Source organism: Streptomyces poonensis, assembly GCF_014650915.1.
Classification (GTDB): domain Bacteria; phylum Actinomycetota; class Actinomycetes; order Streptomycetales; family Streptomycetaceae; genus Streptomyces; species Streptomyces poonensis.
This window is the reverse complement of record NZ_BMVW01000001.1, coordinates 404,043-428,200: the sequence shown is the minus strand read 5'-3', so window position 1 is coordinate 428,200 and position 24,158 is coordinate 404,043. Positions and strand designations below refer to the sequence as shown.

The 24,158-nt window shown below is 72.0% G+C and carries 18 protein-coding genes; 7 read left to right on the top strand and 11 right to left on the bottom strand.

Annotation, left to right across the window (positions count from 1 at the left end):
• Positions 1–95: 95 nt before the first annotated feature.
• The 5 genes from IE242_RS01870 to IE242_RS01850 form a co-directional block, all read right to left on the bottom strand.
• A complete protein-coding gene (locus IE242_RS01870; RefSeq protein WP_189854608.1) occupies positions 96–3,917 on the bottom strand; it encodes a multifunctional oxoglutarate decarboxylase/oxoglutarate dehydrogenase thiamine pyrophosphate-binding subunit/dihydrolipoyllysine-residue succinyltransferase subunit in 3,822 nt (1,273 codons plus the stop codon).
• A gap of 469 nt (positions 3,918–4,386) precedes the next feature.
• Positions 4,387–5,535 (bottom strand): HAMP domain-containing sensor histidine kinase, encoded by a 1,149-nt coding sequence (locus IE242_RS01865; RefSeq protein ID WP_189854606.1) that lies wholly within the window; start codon positions 5,533–5,535, stop codon positions 4,387–4,389.
• A gap of 342 nt (positions 5,536–5,877) precedes the next feature.
• Positions 5,878–6,615, bottom strand: coding sequence for a response regulator transcription factor (locus IE242_RS01860; protein WP_055492513.1), 738 nt, complete (start codon positions 6,613–6,615; stop codon positions 5,878–5,880).
• 121 nt (positions 6,616–6,736) lie between these two features.
• Positions 6,737–7,414 (bottom strand): spermine/spermidine synthase domain-containing protein, encoded by a 678-nt coding sequence (locus IE242_RS01855; RefSeq protein ID WP_189854604.1) that lies wholly within the window; start codon positions 7,412–7,414, stop codon positions 6,737–6,739.
• Between the two features lie 159 nt (positions 7,415–7,573).
• Entirely contained in the window at positions 7,574–8,251 is a 678-nt protein-coding gene (locus IE242_RS01850; RefSeq protein WP_189854602.1) for a GNAT family N-acetyltransferase, read from the bottom strand.
• A 183-nt stretch (positions 8,252–8,434) separates the two neighbouring features.
• Here IE242_RS01850 and lon point away from each other — a divergent pair, with 183 nt between their 5' ends.
• Positions 8,435–10,837 carry an endopeptidase La gene (gene lon, locus IE242_RS01845; protein ID WP_189854600.1) on the top strand — a complete coding sequence of 801 codons (2,403 nt, stop codon included), beginning with the start codon at positions 8,435–8,437 and terminating at the stop codon, positions 10,835–10,837.
• 200 nt (positions 10,838–11,037) lie between these two features.
• Here lon and IE242_RS01840 read toward each other — a convergent pair whose 3' ends face one another.
• On the bottom strand, positions 11,038–11,886 hold the full coding sequence (locus tag IE242_RS01840; protein ID WP_189854598.1) for a lysozyme: 849 nt from the start codon (positions 11,884–11,886) through the stop codon (positions 11,038–11,040).
• 344 nt (positions 11,887–12,230) lie between these two features.
• On the opposite strand from IE242_RS01840, the gene IE242_RS01835 reads away from it, so the two are divergent.
• Complete coding sequence (locus IE242_RS01835; protein WP_229858012.1) at positions 12,231–12,722, top strand: MarR family winged helix-turn-helix transcriptional regulator; 492 nt, start codon at positions 12,231–12,233, stop codon at positions 12,720–12,722.
• Positions 12,723–12,795: 73 nt separating this feature from the next.
• Here IE242_RS01835 and IE242_RS01830 read toward each other — a convergent pair whose 3' ends face one another.
• The gene (locus IE242_RS01830) at positions 12,796–13,581 is read right to left on the bottom strand and encodes a protein phosphatase 2C domain-containing protein (protein WP_189854593.1); all 786 of its coding nucleotides are present in this window, start codon (positions 13,579–13,581) and stop codon (positions 12,796–12,798) included.
• Positions 13,582–13,935: 354 nt separating this feature from the next.
• Here IE242_RS01830 and IE242_RS01825 point away from each other — a divergent pair, with 354 nt between their 5' ends.
• The 5 genes from IE242_RS01825 to IE242_RS01805 all read left to right on the top strand — a co-directional run bounded on the left by IE242_RS01825 (position 13,936) and on the right by IE242_RS01805 (position 20,005).
• Positions 13,936–16,857, top strand: a complete 2,922-nt coding sequence (locus tag IE242_RS01825; RefSeq protein ID WP_189854591.1) for a nitrate- and nitrite sensing domain-containing protein — start codon at positions 13,936–13,938, stop codon at positions 16,855–16,857.
• Positions 16,854–17,381: a roadblock/LC7 domain-containing protein gene (locus IE242_RS01820; protein ID WP_189854589.1), complete on the top strand. Its 528-nt coding sequence runs from the start codon at positions 16,854–16,856 to the stop codon at positions 17,379–17,381. The genes IE242_RS01825 and IE242_RS01820 overlap by 4 nt, the downstream gene beginning before the upstream one ends.
• 140 nt (positions 17,382–17,521) lie before the next feature.
• The gene (locus IE242_RS01815; protein WP_189856291.1) at positions 17,522–17,947 is read left to right on the top strand and encodes a DUF742 domain-containing protein; all 426 of its coding nucleotides are present in this window, start codon (positions 17,522–17,524) and stop codon (positions 17,945–17,947) included.
• A 169-nt stretch (positions 17,948–18,116) separates the two neighbouring features.
• Positions 18,117–18,692, top strand: coding sequence for a GTP-binding protein (locus tag IE242_RS01810; RefSeq protein ID WP_229858303.1), 576 nt, complete (start codon positions 18,117–18,119; stop codon positions 18,690–18,692).
• A 65-nt stretch (positions 18,693–18,757) separates the two neighbouring features.
• A complete protein-coding gene (locus IE242_RS01805) occupies positions 18,758–20,005 on the top strand; it encodes a styrene monooxygenase/indole monooxygenase family protein (protein WP_189854585.1) in 1,248 nt (415 codons plus the stop codon).
• 319 nt (positions 20,006–20,324) lie between these two features.
• Here the strand turns inward: IE242_RS01805 and IE242_RS01800 are convergent, their stop codons facing one another.
• The 4 genes from IE242_RS01800 to IE242_RS01785 form a co-directional block, all read right to left on the bottom strand.
• Complete coding sequence (locus IE242_RS01800; protein ID WP_189854583.1) at positions 20,325–21,722, bottom strand: C40 family peptidase; 1,398 nt, start codon at positions 21,720–21,722, stop codon at positions 20,325–20,327.
• 162 nt (positions 21,723–21,884) lie between these two features.
• Entirely contained in the window at positions 21,885–22,190 is a 306-nt protein-coding gene (locus IE242_RS01795; RefSeq protein WP_189854581.1) for a DUF8847 domain-containing protein, read from the bottom strand.
• Between the two features lie 10 nt (positions 22,191–22,200).
• Entirely contained in the window at positions 22,201–22,926 is a 726-nt protein-coding gene (locus tag IE242_RS01790) for a TetR/AcrR family transcriptional regulator (RefSeq protein ID WP_189854579.1), read from the bottom strand.
• Between the two features lie 143 nt (positions 22,927–23,069).
• Positions 23,070–24,008, bottom strand: a complete 939-nt coding sequence (locus tag IE242_RS01785) for an AurF N-oxygenase family protein (RefSeq protein ID WP_189854577.1) — start codon at positions 24,006–24,008, stop codon at positions 23,070–23,072.
• Positions 24,009–24,158 lie beyond the last annotated feature (150 nt).

Below are 24,158 nucleotides of genomic sequence, written 5' to 3'. Positions count from 1 at the left end.
CGTACGCCGAAGGCTCGCGTACGCCGAAGGGCCCGGCCCCGGAGAGTTCCGGGGCCGGGCCCTTCGGCTCGTACGACGACGGTCCGCTCAGCGGATCACGCCTCGAACACCTCGCGCACCAGCTGCTCCTGCTCGGCCTGGTGGCGCTTCGCGGAGCCCACCGCCGGGGAGGAGGAGTGCGGGCGGGAGATGCGGCGCAGGCGCTCGCCGTGCGGGACGTCCGCGCCGACCGCCAGGTCCAGGTGGTCGATCAGGTTGAGCGCGATGAACGGCCAGGCACCCTGGTTCGCCGGCTCCTCCTGGGCCCACAGGTACTTCTCGGCGTTCGGGTACTTGGCGATCTCCGCCTGGAGCTCGGCACCCGGCAGCGGGTACAGGCGCTCGATGCGGATGATCGCCGTTTCGGCAGCCGCAGCGTCCGTGACGCCGCGCTTCTGCCGCTCGGCTTCGAGGTCGTAGTAGACCTTTCCGGCGGTGAAGACGACCTTCTTGACCGCGGCCGGGTCCACCGACGCGTCGCCGATGACCGGGCGGAACTGGCCCGACGTGAACTCCTCCGCCTTCGACGCGGCGGCCTTCAGGCGCAGCATCGACTTCGGGGTGAAGACCACCAGCGGCTTGTGGTGCGGGTTGTGCACCTGCCAGCGCAGGAGGTGGAAGTAGTTCGACGGGAGCGTCGGCATCGCGACCGTCATGTTGTTCTGGGCGCAGAGCTGGAGGAACCGCTCCGGGCGGGCCGAGGAGTGGTCCGGGCCCTGGCCCTCGTAGCCGTGCGGGAGGAGCAGGGTGACGCCGGACGTCTGGCCCCACTTCTGCTCGGCCGACGAGATGAACTCGTCCACGACCGTCTGGGCGCCGTTGACGAAGTCGCCGAACTGGGCCTCCCACATGACGAGCGCGTCCGGGCGGGCCAGCGAGTAGCCGTACTCGAAGCCCATCGCCGCGTACTCGGAGAGGAGGGAGTCGTAGACGTTGTAGCGCGCCTGGTCGTCCGAGAGGTAGAGGAGCGGGGTGTAGTCCTCGCCTGTCTCACGGTCGATCAGCACCGCGTGGCGCTGGCCGAACGTGCCGCGGCGGGAGTCCTGGCCCGAGAGACGCACCGGGGTGCCCTCCAGGAGCAGGGAGCCGATCGCGAGGGTCTCGCCCATGCCCCAGTCGATCGTGCCGTCCTCGACCATCGCCGCGCGGCGCTGGAGCTGCGGCAGCAGACGCGGGTGCACGGTGATGTGGTCGGGGATGTTGACCTGGGACTCGGCGATCCGCTTGACGACCTCCGTGGAGACCGCGGTCTGGACCGCGACCGGGAAGCCGTCCTGCGGGTCGTGGGAGTCGCCCGACGTCGGCTGCGAGGTGGCCTCGCGGACCTCGGTGAAGACCTTCTCCAGCTGGCCCTGGTAGTCCTGCAGCGCCTGCTCGGCCTCTTCCAGGGTGATGTCGCCGCGACCGATGAGGGACTCGGTGTAGAGCTTGCGCACCGAGCGCTTCTTGTCGATCAGGTCGTACATCAGCGGCTGGGTGAACGCCGGGTTGTCCGACTCGTTGTGACCGCGGCGGCGGTAGCAGATGAGGTCGATGACGACGTCCTTGTTGAACGCCTGGCGGAACTCGAAGGCCAGGCGAGCGACGCGGACGACGGCCTCGGGGTCGTCGCCGTTCACGTGGAAGATCGGCGCCTCGATCATGCGGGCCACGTCCGTCGCGTACATGGAGGAACGCGAGGACTCGGGGGCCGCGGTGAAGCCGACCTGGTTGTTGATGACGATGTGCACGGTGCCGCCGGTGCGGTAGCCGCGCAGCTGCGACATGTTGAGGGTCTCGGCCACCACGCCCTGGCCCGCGAAGGCCGCGTCGCCGTGGAGGGCCACCGGCAGGACGGTGAAGTCCGTGCCGCCCTTGTTGATGATGTCCTGCTTGGCGCGGGCGACGCCCTCCAGGACCGGGTCGACGGCCTCCAGGTGGGAGGGGTTCGCGACCAGGGAGACCTTGATCTGCTCGCCGTCGAGGCCGGTGAAGGTGCCCTCGGCGCCCAGGTGGTACTTCACGTCGCCGGAGCCGTGCATCGACTTCGGGTCGAGGTTGCCCTCGAACTCGCGGAAGATCTGCGCGTACGACTTGCCGACGATGTTGGCGAGGACGTTCAGGCGGCCGCGGTGGGCCATGCCGATGACGACCTCGTCCAGGCGGGACTCGGCGGCCGAGTCCAGCACCGCGTCGAGCAGCGGGATGACGGACTCGCCGCCCTCCAGCGAGAAGCGCTTCTGGCCGACGTACTTGGTCTGCAGGAAGGTTTCGAACGCTTCGGCGGCGTTCAGGCGGCGCAGGATGCGCAGCTGCTCCTCGCGCTCCGGCTTGGAGTGCGGGCGCTCGATGCGGTCCTGGATCCACTTGCGCTGCTTCGGGTCCTGGATGTGCATGAACTCGATGCCGGTGGTGCGGCAGTACGAGTCGCGCAGCACGCCGAGGATGTCGCGCAGCTTCATCATCGACTTGCCGGCGAAGCCGCCGACGGCGAACTCGCGCTCCAGGTCCCACAGGGTGAGGCCGTGCTCGGTGATGTCCAGGTCGGGGTGCTTGCGCTGCTGGTACTCCAGCGGGTCGGTGTCGGCCATGACGTGGCCGCGGACCCGGTAGGAGTGGATCAGCTCGAAGACGCGGGCGGCCTTCGTGACGTCGTCGTCGTGGCTGGCGTCGATGTCCTTGAGCCAGCGGACCGGCTCGTAGGGGATGCGCAGCGCCTCGAAGATCTCGTCGTAGAAGCCGCTCTCGCCGAGCAGCAGGTTCGCGACGATCCGCAGGAACTCGCCGGAGGCGGCGCCCTGGATGACCCGGTGGTCGTAGGTCGACGTCAGGGTCATCACCTTGGAGATGCCCAGCTTGTTCAGGGTGTCCTGGGAGGTGCCCTGGAACTCGGCCGGGTAGTCCATGGAGCCGACGCCCATGATCACCGACTGGCCGGGCATCAGACGCGGCACCGAGTGGACGGTGCCGAGGCCGCCGGGGTTGGTCAGGGAGACCGTGACGCCGGAGAAGTCGTCCATCGTCAGCTTGCCCTCGCGGGCGCGGCGGACGATGTCCTCGTAGGCCTGCCAGAACTCGAAGAAGTTCAGCGTCTCGGCCTTCTTGATGCCGGCGACGACGAGCTGGCGGTCGCCGTTCGGCTTCACCAGGTCGATGGCCAGGCCGAAGTTGACGTGCGCCGGCTTGACGAGGGTCGGCTTGCCGTCCTTCTCCGCGTAGGAGTAGTTCATCGACGGCATGGCCTTGATGGCCTGCACCATCGCGTAGCCGATCAGGTGCGTGAAGGAGATCTTCCCGCCCCGGGCGCGCTTCAGGTGGTTGTTGATGACGATGCGGTTGTCGAACAGCAGCTTCACCGGGACCGCGCGCACGGACGTGGCCGTGGGGACCTCGATGGAGGCGTTCATGTTCTTCGCCACGGCGGCGGAGGGGCCGCGCAGCGTCACGTACTCGGGGCCCTCGGGTGCCTCGGTCGCGGGCTCGGCCTTGGCCTTCGGCTTGGCCGGAGCGGCGGCGGGCTTCGGGGCGGCGGCGGGCTTCGCCGGAGCCGCAGCAGGGGCGGCCGCGGCGGGCTGCGCGGGGGCGGCGGCCGGAGCCGGGGCCTGGGGGGCCTGCGGGGCCTGGGCCGCGGGAGCGGCGGTCCGGGCCGGGGTCTGCGTGGTGGTCCCCGCGGCCCCCGCGGCCGCGGTACCCGCCGGAGCCGAGGAGGCAGCCGCCCCCGGCTTGTAGTCGGCGAAGAAGTCCCACCAGGCTCGGTCTACCGAATTCGGGTCCTGGAGGTACTGCTGATAGATCTCGTCGACGAGCCACTCGTTGGCACCGAAGGCCGCCGCGGGATTCTTGCCCGCTTGGTCGGTCTCGGTCGAGATGCTGGAGTTACTGGGGGACTGTGGCGACACGGCGGCAACCGCCCTCTTCCGCTTCACAAGGTGATGGACAGCGGGAATAAAGGCTACGCCTCCATGGCCGATAAGGTCAGGCCGGGCCGGTCCATCGTCGTGTAAGTCACATCGGAAGCCGTGTTTCGGTGCTGGAAATGGCGGGAAACAAGTGGGGTTCCGGTGGAAAATGCGGGCTTCACGCATGCGCGGAGCGGGGCCGACGGCGACTCGCGCGCGGCCCTCTGTCCCACGACTGCCCGACGACAGCCTGATCACACGTGTCCATCGGCGCGGACATCCGTCGATCTTGGTGGCTCCGGGCTGAACCTTACGTCAACTCCGCGGAGAGGGAACTCCTGGAGGAGTGACCTGGCCGCGTGACTCCGGTGGGTATTCGGCCACGGGGCGCACCGTGGGGGACCGGCCCGTGCACTGCGGGGGGACCGGCTCCCGCCGCTCCCCGGCGGCCGGGCGGCCGACGCGCCGGTCAGCCTCGCGGAGACGGCGGGCGGGTCTGGCCGGTGCGCTGGTGCGGAAGGGCGGGGGGCAGGCCCGGCAGGGTCACCTGGATACGGCAGCCCCGCGGGGACTCCGCCACCCGGATCCGGCCGCCGTGCAGGTCCACCGCCCAGCGGGCGATGGCGAGGCCCAGGCCGGTGCCGCCGTCGCTGCCGGGTCCGTGCGGGGAGCTGACCGCGCCCCGGTTGAAGCGCTCGAAGACGCGGTGCCACTCCGACTCGGGGATGCCCGGCCCCTCGTCCAGGACCTCGAGCTCGAGGGATTCGGGTGTGGCGCCGCGCCGGGCCTTGACCGTCACGCGGCCGTGCGGCGGGCTGTGCTTGACCGCGTTGTCGATCAGGTTGGCGACCACCTGGTGGATGCGCTCGGGGTCGGCGTGCGCGGTCAGCTCCGACGGGTGCACGTCGAGGTGCAGGTGGACGTCCGTGCGGGTGTGCTTGCCGGAGTCCGAGGCGACGCCCCCGCGCGCGGAGGCGACCATGTTGGCCTCCTTCAGGACGCCCGAGAGATACGGCCACACCTCGAAGCGCCGTTTGCGCAGCGGGACGACGCCGTTGTCCAGCCGGGAGAGGTCGAGCAGCGTCTCCACCAGGCGCCCCAGCCGCTCGGTCTGCTTCAGCGCCGTACGCATGGTCTCGGGGTCGGCCGCCGAGACGCCGTCGACGACGTTCTCCAGGACCGCGCGGAGGCCCGCGATGGGGGTGCGCAGCTCGTGGGAGACGTTCGCGACGAGTTCCTTGCGCTGGCGGTCCTGGGCCTCCAGCTCGTCGGCCATGAGGTTGATCGTGTGGGCGAGGTCGCCCAGCTCGTCGCGGCGGTTGTCGTTGACCCGGCAGGTGTAGTCGCCGTGCGAGATCGACCGGGCGACGGCGTTCATCTCGTCCAGCGGCGCGGTGAGCGAATGGGCCACGAACTGAGTGATCAGCAGGGTGGCGATCATCGAGAACACCGTGATGAAGCGGAGTTCCGTCTCGGTGCGCGCCGCGATCATCAGCAGGCCGGTGGTGATCAGCACCGAGACGACGACGAGCGTGCCCAGCTTGGTCTTGATCGAGAAGGGGCGTACACCGCCCCAGGGTCCCGAGCCCTTGCCCGTCTCTCCCGGACCGTTTCTCACTCCAGCCCCCTACGGCCCACAGCCTCCGGCAACCACAGAATCCCGCCGACCGGCATCCGGCCGACGCCGTGCGCCCCGGGCTGATGCCCGGTGCCCCCGCGACGGTACGGGGACCGGTCGGTGACACGGGCGCCGGCGGCACGGGTCACCGACCGTACCCGCCGGGCGGAGACGCGCGCCGCCCGCCCTGGGACGAGCGGCGCCCGCGGAGCCTGCCCCGGGCCGGCGTTCCGTGTCCTGCGGGGCATCTCGGGAGGCGTCGTCCTGCGGGGCGTCCCGTGAAATGTCCCGCGGAGCGTCCCGTGAAGTGCATGCGGGTGTCCCGCGAGGCCGGCGGTCCGTTCAGGGCGTCGGGGTCTCCAGGGCGTAGCCCACGCCGTGCACCGTGCGGATGCGCTCCGCACCGATCTTCCGCCGCAGTGCCTTGATGTGGCTGTCCACGGTCCGCGTCCCGGACGCGTCCGCCCAGTCCCACACCTCGGCGAGCAGCTGCTCGCGGGAGAGCACCGCGCGTGGGGTGTTCGCCAGGCAGACCAGCAGGTCGAACTCGGTGGGGGTGAGGTGCACGTCCTCGCTGCGCACCCGTACCCGGCGCTGTGCGTGGTCGATCTCCAGCTCGCCCAGCCGCAGGATGCCGCTGCGGGGCGTCGCGGCGGCCAGCGCGGCCCGCTCCACGCGGCGCAGCAGGACATGCACGCGGGCGGCCAGCTCACGCATGGAGAAAGGCTTCGTCATGTAGTCGTCGGCGCCGACGCCGAGCCCGACCAGCATGTCCGTCTCGTCGTCCCGCGCGGTGAGCATCAGCACCGGTACCGGACGCTGGGCCTGCACCCGGCGGCACACCTCCAGGCCGTCGAAGCCCGGCAGCATGATGTCGAGGATCAGCAGGTCGGGCTGCCAGGCCTCAGCGGTGTCGACGGCCGCCGGGCCGTCGCCCGCCGTTTGCACGAGGAACCCCTCCGCGCGCAGGCGGGCCGCGATGGCGTCGACGATCGTCGGGTCGTCCTCGACCACCAGCACCCGGCGCTGGGCGCCCGGGGTCGCCGTCGTGCCGTTGTGGGAGGTGTGTGTCTGCTCCATCGCCCGCCCCTGTGTTGCTTTCCGGAATCCGTGGGGTGATCCCTTGACTGCGCATGACTGCGATTGACGCTTGAATGATCGGCGTCAGGGCAGCAGCGTACGGGCACTCACCGCGCCTCGGCTATCCAGGCCGGACGCCGAGGTGCACGACGTCCGGAACTCCTCGGGCAACCGGGATCTCTTCGGTACGCACCTGCTGGAACCCGGCATTTTCCAAGGTTTCTTCGAAATTCGAAGAGGGCTGTGCCGACCACACCGCGAGTACTCCACCGGGCCTCAACGCCCTTGCGCAGCTTGCCAGTCCGGCCTCGGAGTAGAGGCTGCCGTTGTCCTCGGTGACGGTCCAGTCGGGGCCGTTGTCGATGTCCAGGCACAGCGCGTCGAACGTGGCGGAAATCTCATTGACGAACGCGACCAGGTCCGCTTCGACGATCTCGGTACGAGGGTCCCCGAGCGCGTCGGCGGAGATCCGGGACAGCGGTCCGCGCCGGTGCCAGGCGATGACCGCCGGCTCGCGCTCCACCACCGTGATACGCCCCCAGCGGGGCTGCGCGGCAGCATGTGCGAGCGAGAATCCGACCCCCAGTCCGCCGATGAGGACGTTCGGTTCCGGGCGGTCGTCCAGCGCTCGCAGTGCCGCGTCGACCAGCAGCCGTTCCGAGCGCCCGTCGGAGGTGTCCATGAGGAAGCAGCCGTTGGCGATGATTTGCAGCAGCTCTCCGTGCCGCCGCAGCACGACCTCGCCGTACGGGCCCTCGCGTCGGTCGATGACTTCCGGAATCTCGTACGCGGTGCTCATGGAGCCATCCTGGCAGTTCCCGCGGCGCGGGCCCCGCGAATCGCCGTACGGAAGCGCCGACTTGGCGACCGGCACCCCGGTGTCCCGTGTGCCGGAGCGCCGGACGGGCGCGGGTGGCGGACGGGACGCCGCCCGCGCGGCCGGCCCCGTCCGGCGTGGTCAGGCCTCCCCGGCGCCGGTGTACTTCGCGCTGGTCAGCGGCGCCTCCACCCGCCAGCCCAGCGTCTCGTACAGCGCCCGTCCGTCCGGCGTGCCCGCCAGCACCGCGGTCTCGGCCCCCTGGTCGAGCGCCGCACGGGTGAGGGTGCGCATCACGACGGTGCCGAGGCCGCGGCGACGGTGGCCGGGGGAGGTCTCGATCTGGTCGACGACCGCCGTGCCGCCGGTCGGGGCGATCTGGCCGCGGGCGGCCCAGGAGCCGTCCGGCGCGGCGACGAGTACGCGGGTGACGCCGCCGCGCGTCCACGCGCGCAGCCGGTAGCCGTCGGGGACCGCCGGAATCCGGTGCGCCCGCAGCGGCACCGACATCAGCCAGCCCGGCTCGGGATCGATCCACCAGCCCTCGCCCAGCCATGCCCGGACCCGGTCCGGTGCGGCGAAGACCTTGAGCCAGACGCCGGGCCCGGACACGGCGTCGGCCACCTTGCGGACCGCCGCCTCCTCGACTCCGTCGTTCGTGGCGGCGAACACATGGCGCGTCACATGTCCGGCCGTCCCGACGTCGATCGTGTACCCCCAGGGCTCCACCACGGGCGGCGCCGCGCCCCGTGACACGACCCAGCCGTCGATCCAGGCCCGGACCGTCCCGCTCGCGCTCGCCGCGGCGTCGTTCCCCATGTCTCTCCCACGCGATCCCACGATTGGTAATGCTTACTTAGTAATGCCTACTCCGGTGATGAGACTATTACAGTTGCAGGACTCCCGGCTGATCGCTGAGAGCGAACGCCCCCCGGGGAACAGGAGAGGGGTCCCCGAGCATTGAGTCGGCATAGCTCAACTTGACTGCCGAGGGAGAGACTCATGGCTTCGACGTCCACACCGCTCACCCTGCCCGTGCTGCCGCTCGACGACGAGGTCGTGCTGCCGGGGATGGTGGTGCCGCTGGACCTGAACGACGCCGATGTACGGGCCGCCGTCGAGGCCGCGCAGGCCGCCGCGCGATCGGAACCGGGCAAGCCGAGAGTGCTGCTGGTGCCGCGGATCGACGGGACGTACGCGAGCACGGGTGTGCTCGGCACCGTCGAGCAGGTGGGCCGGCTGGCCGACGGCGACCCGGGCGCCCTGATCCGCGGGCGCGGCCGGGTGCGGATCGGCGCCGGGACCACCGGGCCGGGTGCCGCGCTGTGGGTGGAGGGGACACGGATCGACGAGACCGTGCCCGAACCGCTGCCGGGGCACGTGGCCGAACTGGTCAAGGAGTACAAGGCCCTCGCCACCGCATGGCTGCGCAAGCGCGGCGCCTGGCAGGTCGTGGACCGCGTGCAGGCCATCGACGACGTCTCCGCGCTCGCCGACAACTCCGGTTACTCGCCCTTCCTCACCACCGAGCAGAAGGTCGAACTGCTGGAGACCGCCGACCCGGTCGCCCGTCTCAGGCTCGCCACCCAGCAGCTGCGCGACCACCTCGCCGAGCAGGACGTCGCCGAGATCATCGCCAAGGACGTCCAGGAAGGCGTCGACAAGCAGCAGCGCGAGTTCCTGCTGCGGCGCCAGCTCGAGGCCGTGCGCAAGGAGCTGCGCGAGCTGAACGGCGAGCAGGAGGGCGAGGAGTCCGACGACTACCGGGCCCGCGTCGAGGCCGCCGACCTGCCCGAGAAGGTGCGCGAGGCGGCCCTGAAGGAGGTCGACAAGCTGGAGCGGACGAGCGACCAGTCGCCCGAGGGGTCGTGGATCCGGACCTGGCTCGACACCGTCCTGGAGCTCCCCTGGAACGAGCGCACGGAGGACCAGTACGACATCCGGGGCGCCCAGGCGGTGCTCGACGCCGAGCACGCCGGCCTGGAGGACGTGAAGGAGCGGATCACCGAGTACCTCGCGGTGCGCAAGCGGCGCGCCGACCGGGGGCTCGGGGTCGTCGGCGGGCGGCGCGGCGGTGCCGTGCTCGCGCTCGTCGGGCCGCCCGGCGTCGGCAAGACCAGCCTCGGCGAGTCCGTCGCCCACGCCATGGGGCGGAAGTTCGTGCGCGTCGCGCTCGGCGGCGTCCGGGACGAGGCGGAGATCCGCGGTCACCGGCGGACGTACGTGGGCGCCCTGCCCGGCCGGATCGTGCGCGCGATCAAGGAGGCCGGGTCGATGAACCCGGTGGTGCTCCTGGACGAGATCGACAAGGTGGGCTCCGACTTCCGCGGCGACCCCGCGGCCGCCCTCCTGGAAGTCCTCGATCCCGCCCAGAACCACACCTTCCGGGACCACTACCTGGAGGTCGAGCTGGATCTGTCGGACGTCGTCTTCCTCGCCACGGCCAACGTGCTGGAGGCGATCCCGGAGGCGCTGCTCGACCGCATGGAGCTGGTCCGGCTCGACGGCTACACCGAGGACGAGAAGGTCGTCATCGCCCGGGACCACCTGGTGCCGCGGCAGCTGGAGCGGGCCGGGCTCGGCGCGGACGAGGTCGTCCTCGACGAGAGCGCGCTGCGCAAGCTCGCCGGCGAGTACACGCGCGAGGCGGGCGTACGGAACCTGGAGCGGTCCGTCGCCCGGCTGCTGCGCAAGGTAGCGGCGCGGCACGAACTGGGCGAGCGCGAGCTGCCGTTCACGGTCACCGACGCCGACCTGCGCGAGCTGATCGGGCGTCCGCACCATGTGCCCGAGTCGGCCCAGGACCCGGCCGAGCGCCGTACGTCCGTCCCCGGTGTGGCCACCGGGCTCGCGGTCACCGGCGCGGGCGGCGACGTCCTGTACGTGGAGGCGTCGCTGGCCGACCCGGAGACGGGCGCGGCCGGGCTCACCCTGACCGGTCAGCTCGGCGACGTGATGAAGGAGTCGGCGCAGATCGCGCTGAGCTTCCTGCGCAGCCACGGCGCCGAACTGGAGCTGCCCGTGGGCGACCTGAAGGACCGGGGCGTGCACATCCACTTCCCGGCGGGCGCCGTGCCGAAGGACGGTCCGAGTGCGGGCATCACCATGACGACGGCGCTCGCCTCGCTGCTGTCCGGCCGGCTGGTCCGTACGGACGTGGCGATGACCGGCGAGGTGTCGCTCACCGGACGGGTGCTGCCCATCGGCGGCGTCAAGCAGAAGCTGCTCGCCGCGCACCGGGCCGGCGTCACCACGGTGATCATCCCCAAGCGCAACGAGCCCGACCTGGACGACGTGCCGGCCGAGGTCCTGGAGAAGCTCGACGTCCACGCCGTGACGGACGTCCGCCAGGTACTGGAGCTGGCTCTCGCCCCGGCGGAGGTGGCGGTCCCGGCCGCGGCGTGACGGGTCCGGGACCGGTCCGGGTCCCGGACCGGTCCCCGGGCGGCGCCCCCGGGCTCCGGTCGCGCTGTGAGGGACGTGGCCGGACACGGAAGGCCCGGGCCCCCGGGAAGGGGGTCCGGGCCTTCTCGCGCCCACGCGTCCGTGCCGGGACGGACGACGGAGGACGGAGGGGGGAGACGGAGGCCGGAGCCGCCGGAGCCTCAGCCGTTGGCGAAGGCCGCCAACCGGTCCAGCGCTCCGTTGAACCGGTTGTGGTCGCCGACGATCGGTCCGGTCGCCGTGTACTGCCACATCGTGTGGCTGCTCCAGCCCGCCGGCAGGGGACCCACGGAGGAGGCGTAGCGCGCGATCCACAGCGGGTGGGAGGCGCCGAAGCCGGCGTGGTTGCCCGTGCACTGGATCCACCAGTTGGTGGCCGTGTAGATGACGGCGTGGCGTCCGGTGCGCGCCTGGTACCGGTTCAGGAAGTCACGGATCCAGCTGACCATCGCGCTGCGCGACTTGCCGTAGCAGGCGGCCCCGTACGGGTTCCACTCGATGTCCAGCACGCCCGGCAGCGTCCTGCCGTCCGAGGACCAGCCGCCGCCGTTGTCGACGAAGTAGTCCGCCTGGGCGGCGCCGGAGGTGGAGCTGGGGATCGCGAAGTGGTAGGCGCCGCGGACCATGCCCACCGCGGAGGAGCCGTTGTACTGCTGGGCGTAGTAGGGGTTCTTGTAGGACGTCCCCTCGGTGGCCTTCACGTAGGCCCATCTGACGCCGCTGTTCCACAGCTTCTGCCAGGCGACGTTGCGCTGGTGGCTGCTGACGTCCACGCCCTCCACCTGGACGGAGGAGGTGTTCGCCGCGGGCGGGCTGCTCGCACCGCTGCGGCCCTCGTGGGCGAGGACGCCCATGCCCATGTGCGCGGAGCCGGGGGCCGGGGCCGGGTCCCCGGGGGTGGCGGTGGCGGCGGCGGGGAGGGGGACGAGGAGCACCAGCACGGCAGCCAGGGCCGCGGGCAGGAGGAGGGCGGGGCGCGAGCGGGTGGTGCCGAATCTGCGCACGGGCATACGTGCCTCCGAAAGGCTCGGTGGGGGGTGAGGGGGGAGACGGATGACACGCCGGACGCATGCCTGCGGACGCGGAGGTCTCTCGGCACAGCGGGGACAGCGGGGCGCCACCCGGAAAAGGGAAAAAAGGGGGGAGACGGGGAGGGTGGTGGGGGGAGTGGGGCGAAGTGGCGCGATCATGACAATCGACGCCTTCATCGAAGCTACGCACAGACGCCCCCGAAGGGGAAGGGGAACCGGGGCACGCCGTTGGTCTACGCCTGCGAAATACTGGCGGAGCTGCGGCGATGACCGCGGCGGTCGGAAAGTTTTCAGGGACGGGAAACCGGAGCAGGGGTGCTGACGTGCACGAGGGCGGCAACGGCGGCGGGCATCGGGAGGAAACCGGTGTGCCGGGGATCGGCGGGGACTTCCCCTTTCTGGAACTGGAGCGGGAGCTGACGCTCCTGATGCGCCGCGCCCGCGCCAAGTCCGGGGAGATGGCCCGCGCGGTCCATCCCGACCTGGAGTCCTCCGCGTACGGTCTGCTGGCCCGGCTGGAGGAGAGCGGACGGCTGCGCGCCACGGAACTCGCCGCGCACATCGGCGTCGGCAAGGCCACCATGTCCCGCCAGCTGCGCGCCCTGGAGCAACTCGGCCTCGTGGCCCGCGAACCCGACCCCGCGGACGGCCGCGCCTGGCTCGTCCACCTCACCCAGGAGGGGCAGGAGCGCTTCCGCAGGGTGCGCAACGCCCGCCGTGCGCGGTACGTGAACCAGATGGCCGGCTGGGACCGGGCGGACGTCGCCCAACTCGCGCGGCTGCTGCACCGGTTGAACCAGGGCGGCGGCATCTGACCTCACCCGGCTCGCCGGTCGACCCGGTTGCTTCGGTCGATCCGCTTCAGCCGCCTCCGTCGCTTCAGCCGGCTCACGGTTCCACGTACACCACCGTCGCGTCGTCGTGCCGCTTCGCCCGGCCGAGACGCGTCCGCGCGGAGTCGTCGCGTTCCAGGGCCCGTACACGCCGCACCAGCGCTCCCGCCCCCTCCTCCCGTACGACGCGCAGGCAGCCGGCCCAGTCGCCCGCGCCGAACCGGTCCACCCAGCGCGTCGCCCCGTCCGTCAGCGCGGCCAGGGCACGGACCTCCTCGCGGGGCACGGCACCCGTCACCGCGCGCGAGGCCACCGACGGGTCGGCCGCCGCCGTGAAGAAACCGCCCTCCCGGTTGCGCAGCGTGCCGTCCGTGACCGCGACCGAGGCCAGGGACGCGCGCGGCAGCCGCTCCAGACGGTCGTCGAGCACCGCCGTCACCGCCTTGTCCGGCCCTTCCAGCAGCAACACCGAGTCCGAGAGCACCAGGTACTCCACGGACCGCGGGGACCAGCGCGCCAGGACGACCGTCGCCTGCGGGGTGCGCGGGTGAGAAAGATCACAGGTTGAGGCGTGGGCTGCCGCGGTACGGGAGACGGCACCCGCGAGCACGTCGGCCAGCGGCATATCTCCCTGTGAAACGGATAGTTCGGTCAGGGCGCCGCCGAGGCGCGCCGTGAACCACGCGACCGTGTGCCGGCAGCCGTAGGCGCCCTGAGGCGGAGTGACGCCGTCCAGTACGACCAGGGAACCGCCCTGCCCCGCCACGGGAACCGCGAGTGCGGCGAAGTCCTCGTTGGCGCGGGCCGGATCACCGGGCTCGGAGATCAGTTCCGTACGCATCCGGTCAGTCTGCACCAGCGCTTCACAAGATCCACAGAAGGCCGCCAACGGTCGCCGAAGGACCGTGACCCGCAGGTCAGGCGCCGGATTTGGCGTGGAATGATCAGGGCCGGTGAAGCGCGGCGGCGAATCCTGCCAAAGCCCGCCGCCCACGTCCAACCGGCCCGCCGTGCCGGACCCCGGCGCATGCCGGAGGAACTTGCCCGCCAACTCCCCTCCGATGTTCACTCCTTCGGGTGGCGGGGTTGATGATGCGGGACCACTGCCCACCGGCACTGGGAGGGTCGGGAGCCGTACCGGGAAGACGTCAAAGTTGACGGAACGTCACCGGGCCCATGGGTACACGAGTCAGGAATGCGAGCACCGGTGCAGAAGAAGCGGCCTCGGCGCACAGGCAAGCAGCAGACGGCCTCCAAGGCCGCTCCACAGCAGGGCGGACGCACGGACGACCACCAGCAGCAGCCCGCCGTCGGCACCGGCCGTCCCGCGCACGTCCGTACCCGGCTCATCGGCGCCGTCGCCGTCGTGGCGGCCGCCATCGCCGCGGCGGGCGCGCCCTCGGTCATGGCCGCGTCGGGCCAGTTGCGGGACGCCCAGGAACTGGTGACGCTCGCCGAGCAGACCCAGCAGGCGCTCACCCTCGCCCACGCTCTCGCCGACGAACGGGACGAGGTCACCTCGTACATCGCCGCCGGACGGCCGAAGTCGGAGGCCCCGAGCGAGGAGCGCAGCGCACGTGTCGACCGGCAGGTCGACGAGCTGAAGGCGGAGGCGTCCCCCGCGCTCCGCGATGACCTCGCCGCCATAGCGGGCGTGCGTCGCTCGGCCCTCACCGGCAAGAGCACCGCACTCGAGGCGCACGAGGCGTACTCCGCCGCCATCGCCGAACTCCACGCCCTCGCCGAGGACCTGGCCGAGCAGCTGCCGCCCCGCGCGGGCGCCGGCGCGCACGCGCTCGCCGAGCTCGACACCGCCGTCCAGCAGGCCGCCGCGGCGCGCGGGCTGCTGCTCGCCGCGCTGCACGTACCGACCTCCACGCAGACCGTCTACGACCCCGTCACCGGCCTGCCCACCACCGCGAACACCTCCTCGGACGCCGACGCCGAGCAGCGCGACGCCCTCAGCGCCGCCGCGCAGCAGGCCCGCGTCCGCTCCGACGCGGCCCTCGCCGGCTTCCGCGAGACGGCGCCCGAGCGCGCCCGCACCGCGTACGACTCCACCGTCACCGGGCCCGAGGCCGGCGCCGCCGACGAGCACCTCGCCAAGCTCACCGACCAGCCGACGCTCTCCGACACGGAGCTGAACACCGGCACGGACAAGCTGGACGCGGCGCTCACCGCGCGCGTCGAGCTGATGCGCGGCGTGGAGGCCTCCCTCTACGACCGGCGCACCAAGGATCTGGCCCAGCTGCGCGACGACGACGTCACCGCGCTGGAGATCCGGATCGCGGTCCTCGGCGGCCTGCTGCTCGTCGCCGTCGGCATCGCCACCGCCATGGCCCGCACCCTCACTCGTCCGCTGGCCGTGCTGCGCATCGGCTCGGCCCGGGTCGCCGCCGACCCCGTCACCGAGGAACCGGTCAAGTTCACCGGCCGCAACGACGAGTTCGCCCAGGTCGTCCGCTCCGTCAACGCGCTGCACGCGCACGCCGTCGCGCTGCACGAGCGGCTCGCGCCCCTGGAGGGCGACCGCAAGCACCTCATCGGCCAGCGCCGCACCATGGCCGAGGAACGCGACCGGCTGCGCACCGAACTCGCCGAGGCGACCGCCCAGCTGGACCAGGTCCGCTCCAGCGTCAACGGCACCTTCGTCAACCTCTCCCTGCGCATCCTCGGCCTCGTCGAGCGCCAGCTCGCCGTCATCGAGCAGATGGAGGAGCGCGAGCAGGACCCCGACCGGCTCGACACCCTCTTCAAGCTCGACCACTTCGCGACGGTCATGCGCCGCCACAGCGAGAACCTCCTGGTCCTCGCGGGCGCCGAGCACGGCCAGCAGCACGCGGGCCCGGTGCCGCTCGTCGACGTCGTCCGCGCCGCCGTCAGCGAGATCGAGCGTTACGACCGGGTGCGCATCGCCGCGCTGCCGCCGCACGCGCACATCGCCGGGTTCGCCGCCGACGACCTCAGCCATCTGATCGCCGAGCTGCTGGAGAACGCCACCTCCTTCTCCCCGCCCGACCTCCAGGTCGAGGTCTCCGGCTGGCTGCTGGAGAACGGCGAGGTCATGCTCTCCGTGCAGGACGAGGGCATCGGCATCACCGCCGAGCGGCTGGAGCGGTTCAACGCCCGGCTGAAGAGCTTCGACCCGGACGAGCCGTACGACCAGGAGAGCGGCGACGGGCTCGGGCTCGGCCTGTACGTGGTGTCCCGCCTCGCCCACCGGCACGGCGTGCGCGTACGGCTGCGCGAGCAGAAGCAGGGCGGTATCGCGGCCGTCGCGGTGCTGCCGAAGCCGCTGCTGGCCGCCGCCTCCGCGACCGCCGTCCCCGCGTCGGGCTCGGTGGCCGCCCAGGGCCCCGCGATGTCCCTGCCGGGCGCCGACGCCGAGGCCAACTCCAACGTCCTGCCGCTCCGTTCGACCGTCGTCGTACGTGAGCCGGACGGCGACGGCGACCCGCTGATCGAGGCGGCCGAGCGGGCCCTGCGGGAGCGTGAGGCCGCCGGGGACAGCGACGCTGTCGAGGACGCCGTACGGGACGAGGACGCCCCGCGATCGGCTGCGCCGGCCGAGGCGGAGGAGACCTCTGGGGCCGATGAGGCGCCTGAGCGCGTTTCCGAGACCACCATGGAGCTGCTCGCCCCGGCGCCCCCCGCGGACACGACACCCTCCGCGGAGACCACGGGGGCGCCCGAGGCACCCGGGACCGGACCCGCCGCCACCCCCGCCGCCAGCCCCTTCACCATCGGCCCGGACGCCCACGAGCGTGCCGCCGACGGAGGGGAGGCCGACGAGGAGGAGGCCGCACACTCGGGTGAGGCCCCCCGGTTCACCGACAAGGGCCTTCCCAAGCGCACGCCCAGGATCAGCGCGCCCGCCCCGGCCCCCAGGCCGCGCGCCGGAGGCGTGAACGCCGAGGAACTGCGCCGCCGGCTCGGCGGGTTCCACCAGGGTGCCAAGGACGGCCGGCGCGACGTCGCCGCCGAGATCGCCGAGCAGACGGGCGAGACGAAGGTCCCCGCGGCGCGCCGCCACGACGAGCGGCGCCCGCTCGACCAGCACGACCAGCACCATCCAGGGGAAGCATCGGGGGGTACATCCGAGGAGGCAAGCAGTTGACCGCGCCCAGCAGTACCTTCGGACTGAGTATCGAAGCCCGTAATCTGCACTGGCTGCTGACCAACCTCGTCGAGGAGGTGCCGGGCCTGCTGTCGGTCGCGGTGGTCTCCTCCGACGGCCTGCTGCTGCTCTCGTCCGACCCCGGCAGGAACGCGGAGGCGCGCGAGGGCGTTACGGACCGGCCCGCCGGTCCCAAGGGTTCCTCCGCCGACCTCGCCACCATCGTCTCCGGCATCGGCAGCCTCACCATCGGCGCCGCCAAGCTGATGGAGTACGGCGGGGTCAAGCAGACGATGGTGGCGATGGACGAGGGCAGCCTCTTCGTCATGGCGATCAGCGACGGCTCGCTGCTCGGGGTGCACGGTTCCCCGGACTGCGACATGAGCGTGGTGGCGTACCACATGGCGCTGTTCGTCGGGCGCGCCGGACATGTCCTGACCCCCGAACTCCGCAGTGAGCTGCGGGCATCGCTGGAGGCGGAAGCACCGGCGGGGGCGGCGCGGACGGCGGGGAGCGGACGATGACCCCGTCGCAGGCGCCGAAGAGATCCTCGGAACCCGGTGCCGCGACCGAGCCGGGCGCGGCCGGACGGGCGACGCTGAAGCAGAAGCAGCAGCAGAAGCAGCAGAAGCAGCAGCAGACGCAGCAGAAGCGGAAGCAGCAGATGCAGCGGAAACTGCCCGTCCGCGGCGCCGACCGCAAACCCGCCCGGGTCCGCCCGTACTCCCTCACCGGCGGCCGCACCCGCTCGGGCCATGTGCTGCTCGTCGAGACGTTCGTGGCCGCGCTCGAAGCGCCGGAACAGCGTCAGGAATTGACGGACGGGACCAGCGGGACGTTCACTACCGGGAGCGGTTCACTCACCGCCAGGCTCATGCCCGAGATGCGGGCCATTGTCGAACTCTGCCGCCGCATGCGGACGGTGGCCGAGATCGCCGCGCTGCTGAGGATGCCGCTCGGTGTGGTCCGCGTCCTCCTCAGTGATCTCGCGGACCAGGGAAAGATCCGCGTGTACGGAACAGGTCACGGCCCGGGACAGCCGGACCGCGCTCTGCTGGAAAGGGTGCTGAGTGGACTCCGTCGTCTCTGACGCCTCCTCCCCGGACGTCGCCCCCGGCGTCCGGACGGGCGTCGCCCCCGCCGGCCCGGCCGGCACCGCCCCCGCCGCTCCCGCCGCCGGGCGGAGCGCCTTCCGGGGCTTCGCCACCGCCGCGGCCGCAGACCGGGAGACCCTCCCGGGCGTCGAGCCCGAGGAGGAGCTGAAGCCCTGGCAGGCCGACATAACCCGCGCCCCCATCGCGACGAAGATCGTGGTGGCGGGTGGTTTCGGTGTCGGCAAGACCACCCTCGTCGGCACCGTCTCGGAGATCGAGCCGCTGAAGACCGAGGCGCTGATGACCGAGGCGAGCGAGACGCACGACGACCTCTCGGCCACCCCGGACAAGATCACCACCACGGTGGCCATGGACTACGGCCGCATCACGCTCGACGACGACCTGGTGCTCTACCTGTTCGGCACGCCCGGACAGCAGCGCTTCTGGTTCATGTGGGACGACCTGGTGCGCGGAGCGATCGGCGCGGTCGTCCTCGCCGACACCCGGCGCCTGTCGGACTGCTTCCCCGCGCTCGACTACTTCGAGAGCTCCGGGCTGCCGTACGTCGTCGCGGTCAACCATTTCGACGGCAGCGAGCTGTTCGACCCGGAGGACGTACGGGAGGCGCTGACCGTCCCCGCGGACGTACCTGTAATGATCATGGATGCGCGGCGCCGCATATCCGTCGTCGAGACCCTGCTGGCGCTCTGCTCCCACGCCATCGCCCTCAGCCCCGAGTAGTCGCTCGAGCAGCCACCCCGAGCAGGCACTCGAGCAGCCACCCCGAGTAGGAGACCACCCCCCGGATGCGGAAGATACTCGTCGTCGGAGCCGGCCAGTCCGGACTCCAGCTCGCCCTCGGCCTCCAGTCGCACGGGTACGAGGTCACCCTGATGTCCAACCGGACGGCGGACGAGATCCGCACCGGCCGGGTCATGTCGACGCAGTGCATGTTCCACACGGCACTGCAGCACGAGCGCGACCTGAAGCTGAACTTCTGGGAGTCCCGGGCCCCGAGGACCGAAGGACTCGGCGTGTCGGTCGCCGGCCCCGGGTCGCAGCGCGTCGTCGACTGGGTGGGCAGGCTCGACGGGTACGCGCAGTCGGTCGACCAGCGGGTGAAGATGGCCGGCTGGCTGGAGACCTTCGCGCAGCGCGGCGGCCAGGTCGTCATCCACGGCGCGGCCGTCTCCGACCTCGACTACTTCTCCCGCATGTACGACCTGGTGCTGGTCTCGGCGGGCAAGGGCGAGCTGGTGTCGATGTTCGGCCGCGACGCCGACCGGTCCCCGTACCGCGAGCCGCAGCGCGCCCTGGCCGTCGCCTACGTCCACGGGCTGGGCCCGCGCCCCGAGCACCCCGACTTCGACGCGGTGCGCTGCAACCTCGTCCCGGGCGTCGGCGAGCTGTTCGTCATGCCCACGCTCACCACCTCGGGCCGCGCCGACATCCTGTTCTGGGAGGGCCTCCCCGGCGGCCCCGTCGACGTCTTCCAGGGCGTCAAGGACCCGGCGGAGCACCTCTCCCTGACTTTGGAGCTCATGGAGCGGTACACGCCCTGGGAGTACGCGCGCGCCACCAAGGTCGAGCTCACCGACGCGGGCGGCACCCTCGCCGGCCGGTACGCCCCGACCGTGCGCCACCCCGTCGCCCACCTCCCCGGCGGCGGGCTCGCCCTCGGCGTGGCCGACGTGGTCGTGGCGAACGACCCCGTCACCGGCCAGGGCTCCAACTCGGCCGCCAAGTGCGCCGCCGTCTACCTGGACGCGATCCTGGAACACGGGGAGAAGGAGTTCGACGAGGCCTGGATGCAGGCCACCTTCGACCGCTACTGGGAGATCGCGCGGCACGTCACCAAGTGGACGAACGCCATGCTCGGCGTCCCCCCGGAGCACGTGCTGAACCTGATCGGCGCGGCGGGCGCCCTGCCCCCGGTCGCGAACCGTTTCGCCAATGGCTTCGACGATCCGTCCGACTTCGAGAACTTCTTCTACGAGCCGGAGAGGACGGAGGCGTATCTGGCCTCGGCCACGGGTGGCCCGGCGGACTCCTGAGCACCTTCCGCATCGCCTCCCGCATCACCTCCCGCACCACCGCTATGGACCGTTCGTGTGCGGTGATGTGGGCAGTTCGTGCTAATTGATGCTGTTCGCCGAGCGCGGGACTCACCGGTGGCGGCGCACCGACGAGATCCTCAAGCGGGCGTCAGGCGCTCCGTCCCGGAGTCCTGGATCCGCCCACGCTTGTCATGCAGCGCCCACAGGAGGTTGGTATGCGTTCTCTCGTGCGTTCGGTTCTCGTCGGCTGTGCCGCGGCAGGCCTGGCCCTGGCGGGCTCCGCCTCGGCTCACGCCGGTGACGGTGGTGACGGTGACTACGTCACCCACGTCGGCATCAACAAGGAGGCCTGGGGCTCGGGCTGGGGATCGGGCAACGACTCGAACTTCGACGGTAAGGGGAACGCGGTCTTCGGGTCCCTGGTCCAGGACTGATCAGGGCTGACGCCACGGCAACCGGCGGGCGGGGACGGCCGTCTCGCCTCCGTCGCCGGCACCGGTCCCACCGCGCCGGCTCGGCCCTCGTCCGGTCCGTCGTGCGGTCCGTCGTCCGGTCCGTCCAGCGCCCCTTCGGGAAGTGCCGGAGGCGTGTACCACTGCAGTGACTTCTCCCAGGGGTCGGGGCGCACCGCGCCCAGCACCGGGTTCGCCGCGACGGGCGACACCTTCACCCGCGCCCCCGGACGCGGCGCGTGGACGACCAGTCCGCCGCCGAGGTACAGCGCCACATGCGTGGCCTCGGGGAAGTAGACCACCAGGTCCCCGGGCCGCAGCCGGTCCAGCGGCACCCGGGGCAGCCGCCCCCACTGCTCCTGGCTGGTGCGGGGGACGGGCCGCGCCGCATGCGCCCAGGCCCGTGAGGTGAGCCCCGAGCAGTCGTACGCGTCCGGGCCCTCGGCGCCCCACGCGTACGGCTTGCCGATCTGCTCCACGGCGTAGCGCAGCGCGGCGGCGCCGCTCCGGGTCGGCGGGCGTACGTCGTCGGGGGCGTCGCCGGGGGCGCCGAGCGCCCCGGAGGCGAGGAACTCGTGCTGGGCCCCGGCCGTCTCCTCCCGCTCCAGCGCGGCGATCGCACCCAGCTCCTCGTCGCTCAGCGAGGCGAGCAGCTCCTCGACCTCGCGCAGCCGCTCCCGTACGTCGTCCCGCTTCTCCTTGCGCCGTCCGGCGAGCGAGAGCTGTTCGTCGAGGGCCCGCCGGGCCGCCCTGGCGAGCGCGTCGGCCCGCCGCTCGCCGTCGGCCAGCCGCTCCACGGTCCCGGCCCGCTCCTGGGACACCCGCCGGATCACCTGGCCTTCGTCGAGCGCGCGCCGTGGATCGCGGGCCAGCAGCAGCCGCAGATAGGGGGAGAGGTCGGTGCGGCTGCGGTACTGCTGCCGGGCCAGCCGGCCGGCGGCGCCCCGGCTGTCCCGCAGCAAGAGACGGGCCTCGGTGAGCTCCCGGTCCAGCCGCCGCACCTCGGCGCGCTGCCCGGCCAGATCCTCCTCGGCCGCGTTGTACGCCTCGGTGGCCGCCTCGGCCTTCCGGTACAGCCGCCTGAGTTCCGTCAGGAGCCCGGCGACGGAGCGCTCAGTGACGGGGCGCCCGGCGACGGAGCGCTCGGCGGCGGACCGCTGCGGTCCCGGTACGGCGGCATCGGGCACCGCGGCGGTCGAGACCGTCACGACGAGGACCGTCGCCGCGGTCGCGACCGCGGCCGTACGGACCGCCGTACGCATCGGTCGCCCTGGTTGCCCCGGTCGCTTGAGCCGCCGCGGTCGCCTCGGCCGTCCTGACACAGCATCACCTCCGGTGCCACGGTGGCGGTTCCACCTCGCACCGGCAGGATGGGGTGCGCGCCTCCGCGGCGCGCTCCGGGTGGTCGTTCCGGACCAAGGGGGTCACTCGTCGGCGGTGCCGTCCTTCGTGTCCGGCGTGGCTGCTGGCTTCCGCCTGGACCAAGGCCACCGCGGTCCGCCCGCGTGCCCCTCGGGGGCGTACTCGTACTGCCACTTCTGGCCGAGGGCGAAGCGCCCGGCCTGCGGGCGCGGCACCCGGCGGTAGACGAGCACGGTCGGCGGCCCGCCCGCGGCGGCCGGTACCGGGACCCGGTACGTCTTCGGCGGGTGCCCGGTGATGCCGAGGAGCACGGGCAGCACGCGCCCGTCCAGGGGCCCGCCGACGAAGGGAGTGTCTTCGCTCTTCACGCCACCAGTGTCACAACAGATGCCCCGCGTCCTCGACGACGGGCAGCACGCGCCGCAGAAGTCCGCCGACGGCCCCCTCGGCGTCCTCCAGCGCCAGCGCCCCCCGCACCACGCCGGCGGTCTGCGCGTCCCGCCCCGCGGTGGCCGTGAGACAGACGACGAACTGCTCGACCAGCCAGTCCCGCAGCTCCTCCCGCGCCGGTTCCTTGTCCTCGTCCAGCCAGATCAGGGAGGCGGCCTCGACGGAACTTATCCACATCCGCACGGTCATCCGCAGCCGCGCCGTGGGCTCCGCCACGCCGAGATGGCGCAGGATGTGCTCGGCGGCGGCCCGCCGCACCCCGTCCACGATGGCGCCCGTCCGGGACGTCTCCACCACGCTGCCGCCCTGGAGCAGCGCGCTGAACCCGGTGTCGTGCTCGTCGACGAACGTCAGATAGCGGTTCAGCGCCCGGGTGAGCCGCTCGGTGAGGGGCCCCTCCGGCGGCTCCGCGAAGCACTGCTCCAGCTCGTCGGCGGCGGACCGCAGGGCGGCCTCGTACAGCTGCTGCTTGCCGCCGGGGAAGTACCGGTACACGAGCGGCCGGGACACCCCGGCCGTCTCCGCCACGTCGTCGAGCGAGACCTCCTCGGGTGCCCGGCGGGCGAAGAGCTCCAGTGCCGCGGTGAGCAGTTGGCGGCGCCGTTCCTCGACGCTCAGCCGCCGGTACGCGCGTGTGGGAACCTGCGAGGCCATGCCCGGCAGCGTAACCGGGCCCGGCGCGGACGGGCACCCGTCCTCGCCACGGGCCCCGGCACCCGGCGGGTCGTCGGGGTGCCGGTGTCCTCCGGCAGGTCGTCAGGACTCCGGCGGCCTCCGGCTGTCCGGCTGTCCGGCTGTCACGCCAGCAGTCCCGAGGACCTCCACAGGCGCCGTCCGGGACCCCGCAGCACCCCGATGTCGTCCAGGAAGTCCGTCAGCCGCTTCGCCCCGGTCTGCATGATCTCCCGCCGATGGCCGCTGGCCTGCACCTGGGCCATGGCCTCGCGCTTGTCCAGTCCCACGTTCGAGTAGACCTCGGGATTGACGAACGCGACCGAGAACACCCGCGCGAACTCGCCCGAGGTGACCCGCGTGAACTCCCGCGACCACCTCGGCGCCGTCACCATCTGTCGGCGCAGCTCCTCGCGCGCGTACCGCACATGCCGGGCCTCCTCCACGACGTGGATGCGGGTGACGCCCCGTATCAGCGGCTGCACGCGCTCGTCCGGGAACGTCAGCCGCTGCATCCAGTCGAGCACCTCCTCGCCGAGGAGCGTCGCCGTGAACGACCCGGGCGTCGTGGAGACCGTCTTGAACAGCCGTCCCAGGTGCTGGTGCACGCGGCTGACCGGGTACCAGGGGGTGTCGCCGCGCTGTATCAGCCGCGCGAACATCTTCGAGTGCCGGCACTCGTCCTCGATCTCGGTGAGCGCGTAGCGCACATGCGCGCTCGTCGCGGACTTGTCGTAGATGTGCCGCACCAGCAGCTGCATCAGGATGATCTCGAACCAGATCCCGAGCGAGGCCAGCGCCGCCGCCTCGTGCCGCGACAGCAGAAGCCGCTGCTCCTCGCCCATCCGCCGCCACATCGGCGTGTCGTACAGCGACACCAGCTCCGGCGGCCAGAACCACTTGCCCTCCTCGAAGGGCGCGTCCCAGTCCAGCTCCTTGTCGGGGTCGAACGAGTGCTTCGCGGACGAGGCGAGCAGCCGCTCGGCCACCTGCTCGCGGTCCTTGAGCAGGCCGAGCGCGTCCCGCAGTCCGTCCAGCGCGTCGGCTTCCGTGAGGGTCGTCATGGCTGTCCCACCTCGGGGTACGGCATCGGGTATGGCATCGGGCACGGGATGACACCGGGGGCGCCATTGATGGGTTACCGCCGGTCACATCTTATGAGACTGCCCGTCAGCAAGCCCGTCAATCCCTCGGACGCCACGCGCTGGCAGGAG

Excerpts from the sequence above, each read along its gene's own strand:
- lon (WP_189854600.1), top strand. The coding sequence starts at position 8,435 with ATGGCTTCGACGTCCACACCGCTCACCCTGCCCGTGCTGCCGCTCGAC.
- IE242_RS01790 (WP_189854579.1), bottom strand. The coding sequence starts at position 22,926 with ATGGCCTCGCAGGTTCCCACACGCGCGTACCGGCGGCTGAGCGTCGAG.
- IE242_RS01800 (WP_189854583.1), bottom strand. The coding sequence starts at position 21,722 with ATGCGTACGGCGGTCCGTACGGCCGCGGTCGCGACCGCGGCGACGGTC.
- IE242_RS01815 (WP_189856291.1), top strand. The coding sequence starts at position 17,522 with ATGCAGCGGAAACTGCCCGTCCGCGGCGCCGACCGCAAACCCGCCCGG.
- IE242_RS01850 (WP_189854602.1), bottom strand. The coding sequence starts at position 8,251 with ATGGGGAACGACGCCGCGGCGAGCGCGAGCGGGACGGTCCGGGCCTGG.
- IE242_RS01855 (WP_189854604.1), bottom strand. The coding sequence starts at position 7,414 with ATGAGCACCGCGTACGAGATTCCGGAAGTCATCGACCGACGCGAGGGC.
- IE242_RS01785 (WP_189854577.1), bottom strand. The coding sequence starts at position 24,008 with ATGACGACCCTCACGGAAGCCGACGCGCTGGACGGACTGCGGGACGCG.
- IE242_RS01830 (WP_189854593.1), bottom strand. The coding sequence starts at position 13,581 with ATGCGTACGGAACTGATCTCCGAGCCCGGTGATCCGGCCCGCGCCAAC.
- IE242_RS01825 (WP_189854591.1), top strand. The coding sequence starts at position 13,936 with ATGCGAGCACCGGTGCAGAAGAAGCGGCCTCGGCGCACAGGCAAGCAG.
- IE242_RS01860 (WP_055492513.1), bottom strand. The coding sequence starts at position 6,615 with ATGGAGCAGACACACACCTCCCACAACGGCACGACGGCGACCCCGGGC.
- IE242_RS01840 (WP_189854598.1), bottom strand. The coding sequence starts at position 11,886 with ATGCCCGTGCGCAGATTCGGCACCACCCGCTCGCGCCCCGCCCTCCTC.
- IE242_RS01805 (WP_189854585.1), top strand. The coding sequence starts at position 18,758 with ATGCGGAAGATACTCGTCGTCGGAGCCGGCCAGTCCGGACTCCAGCTC.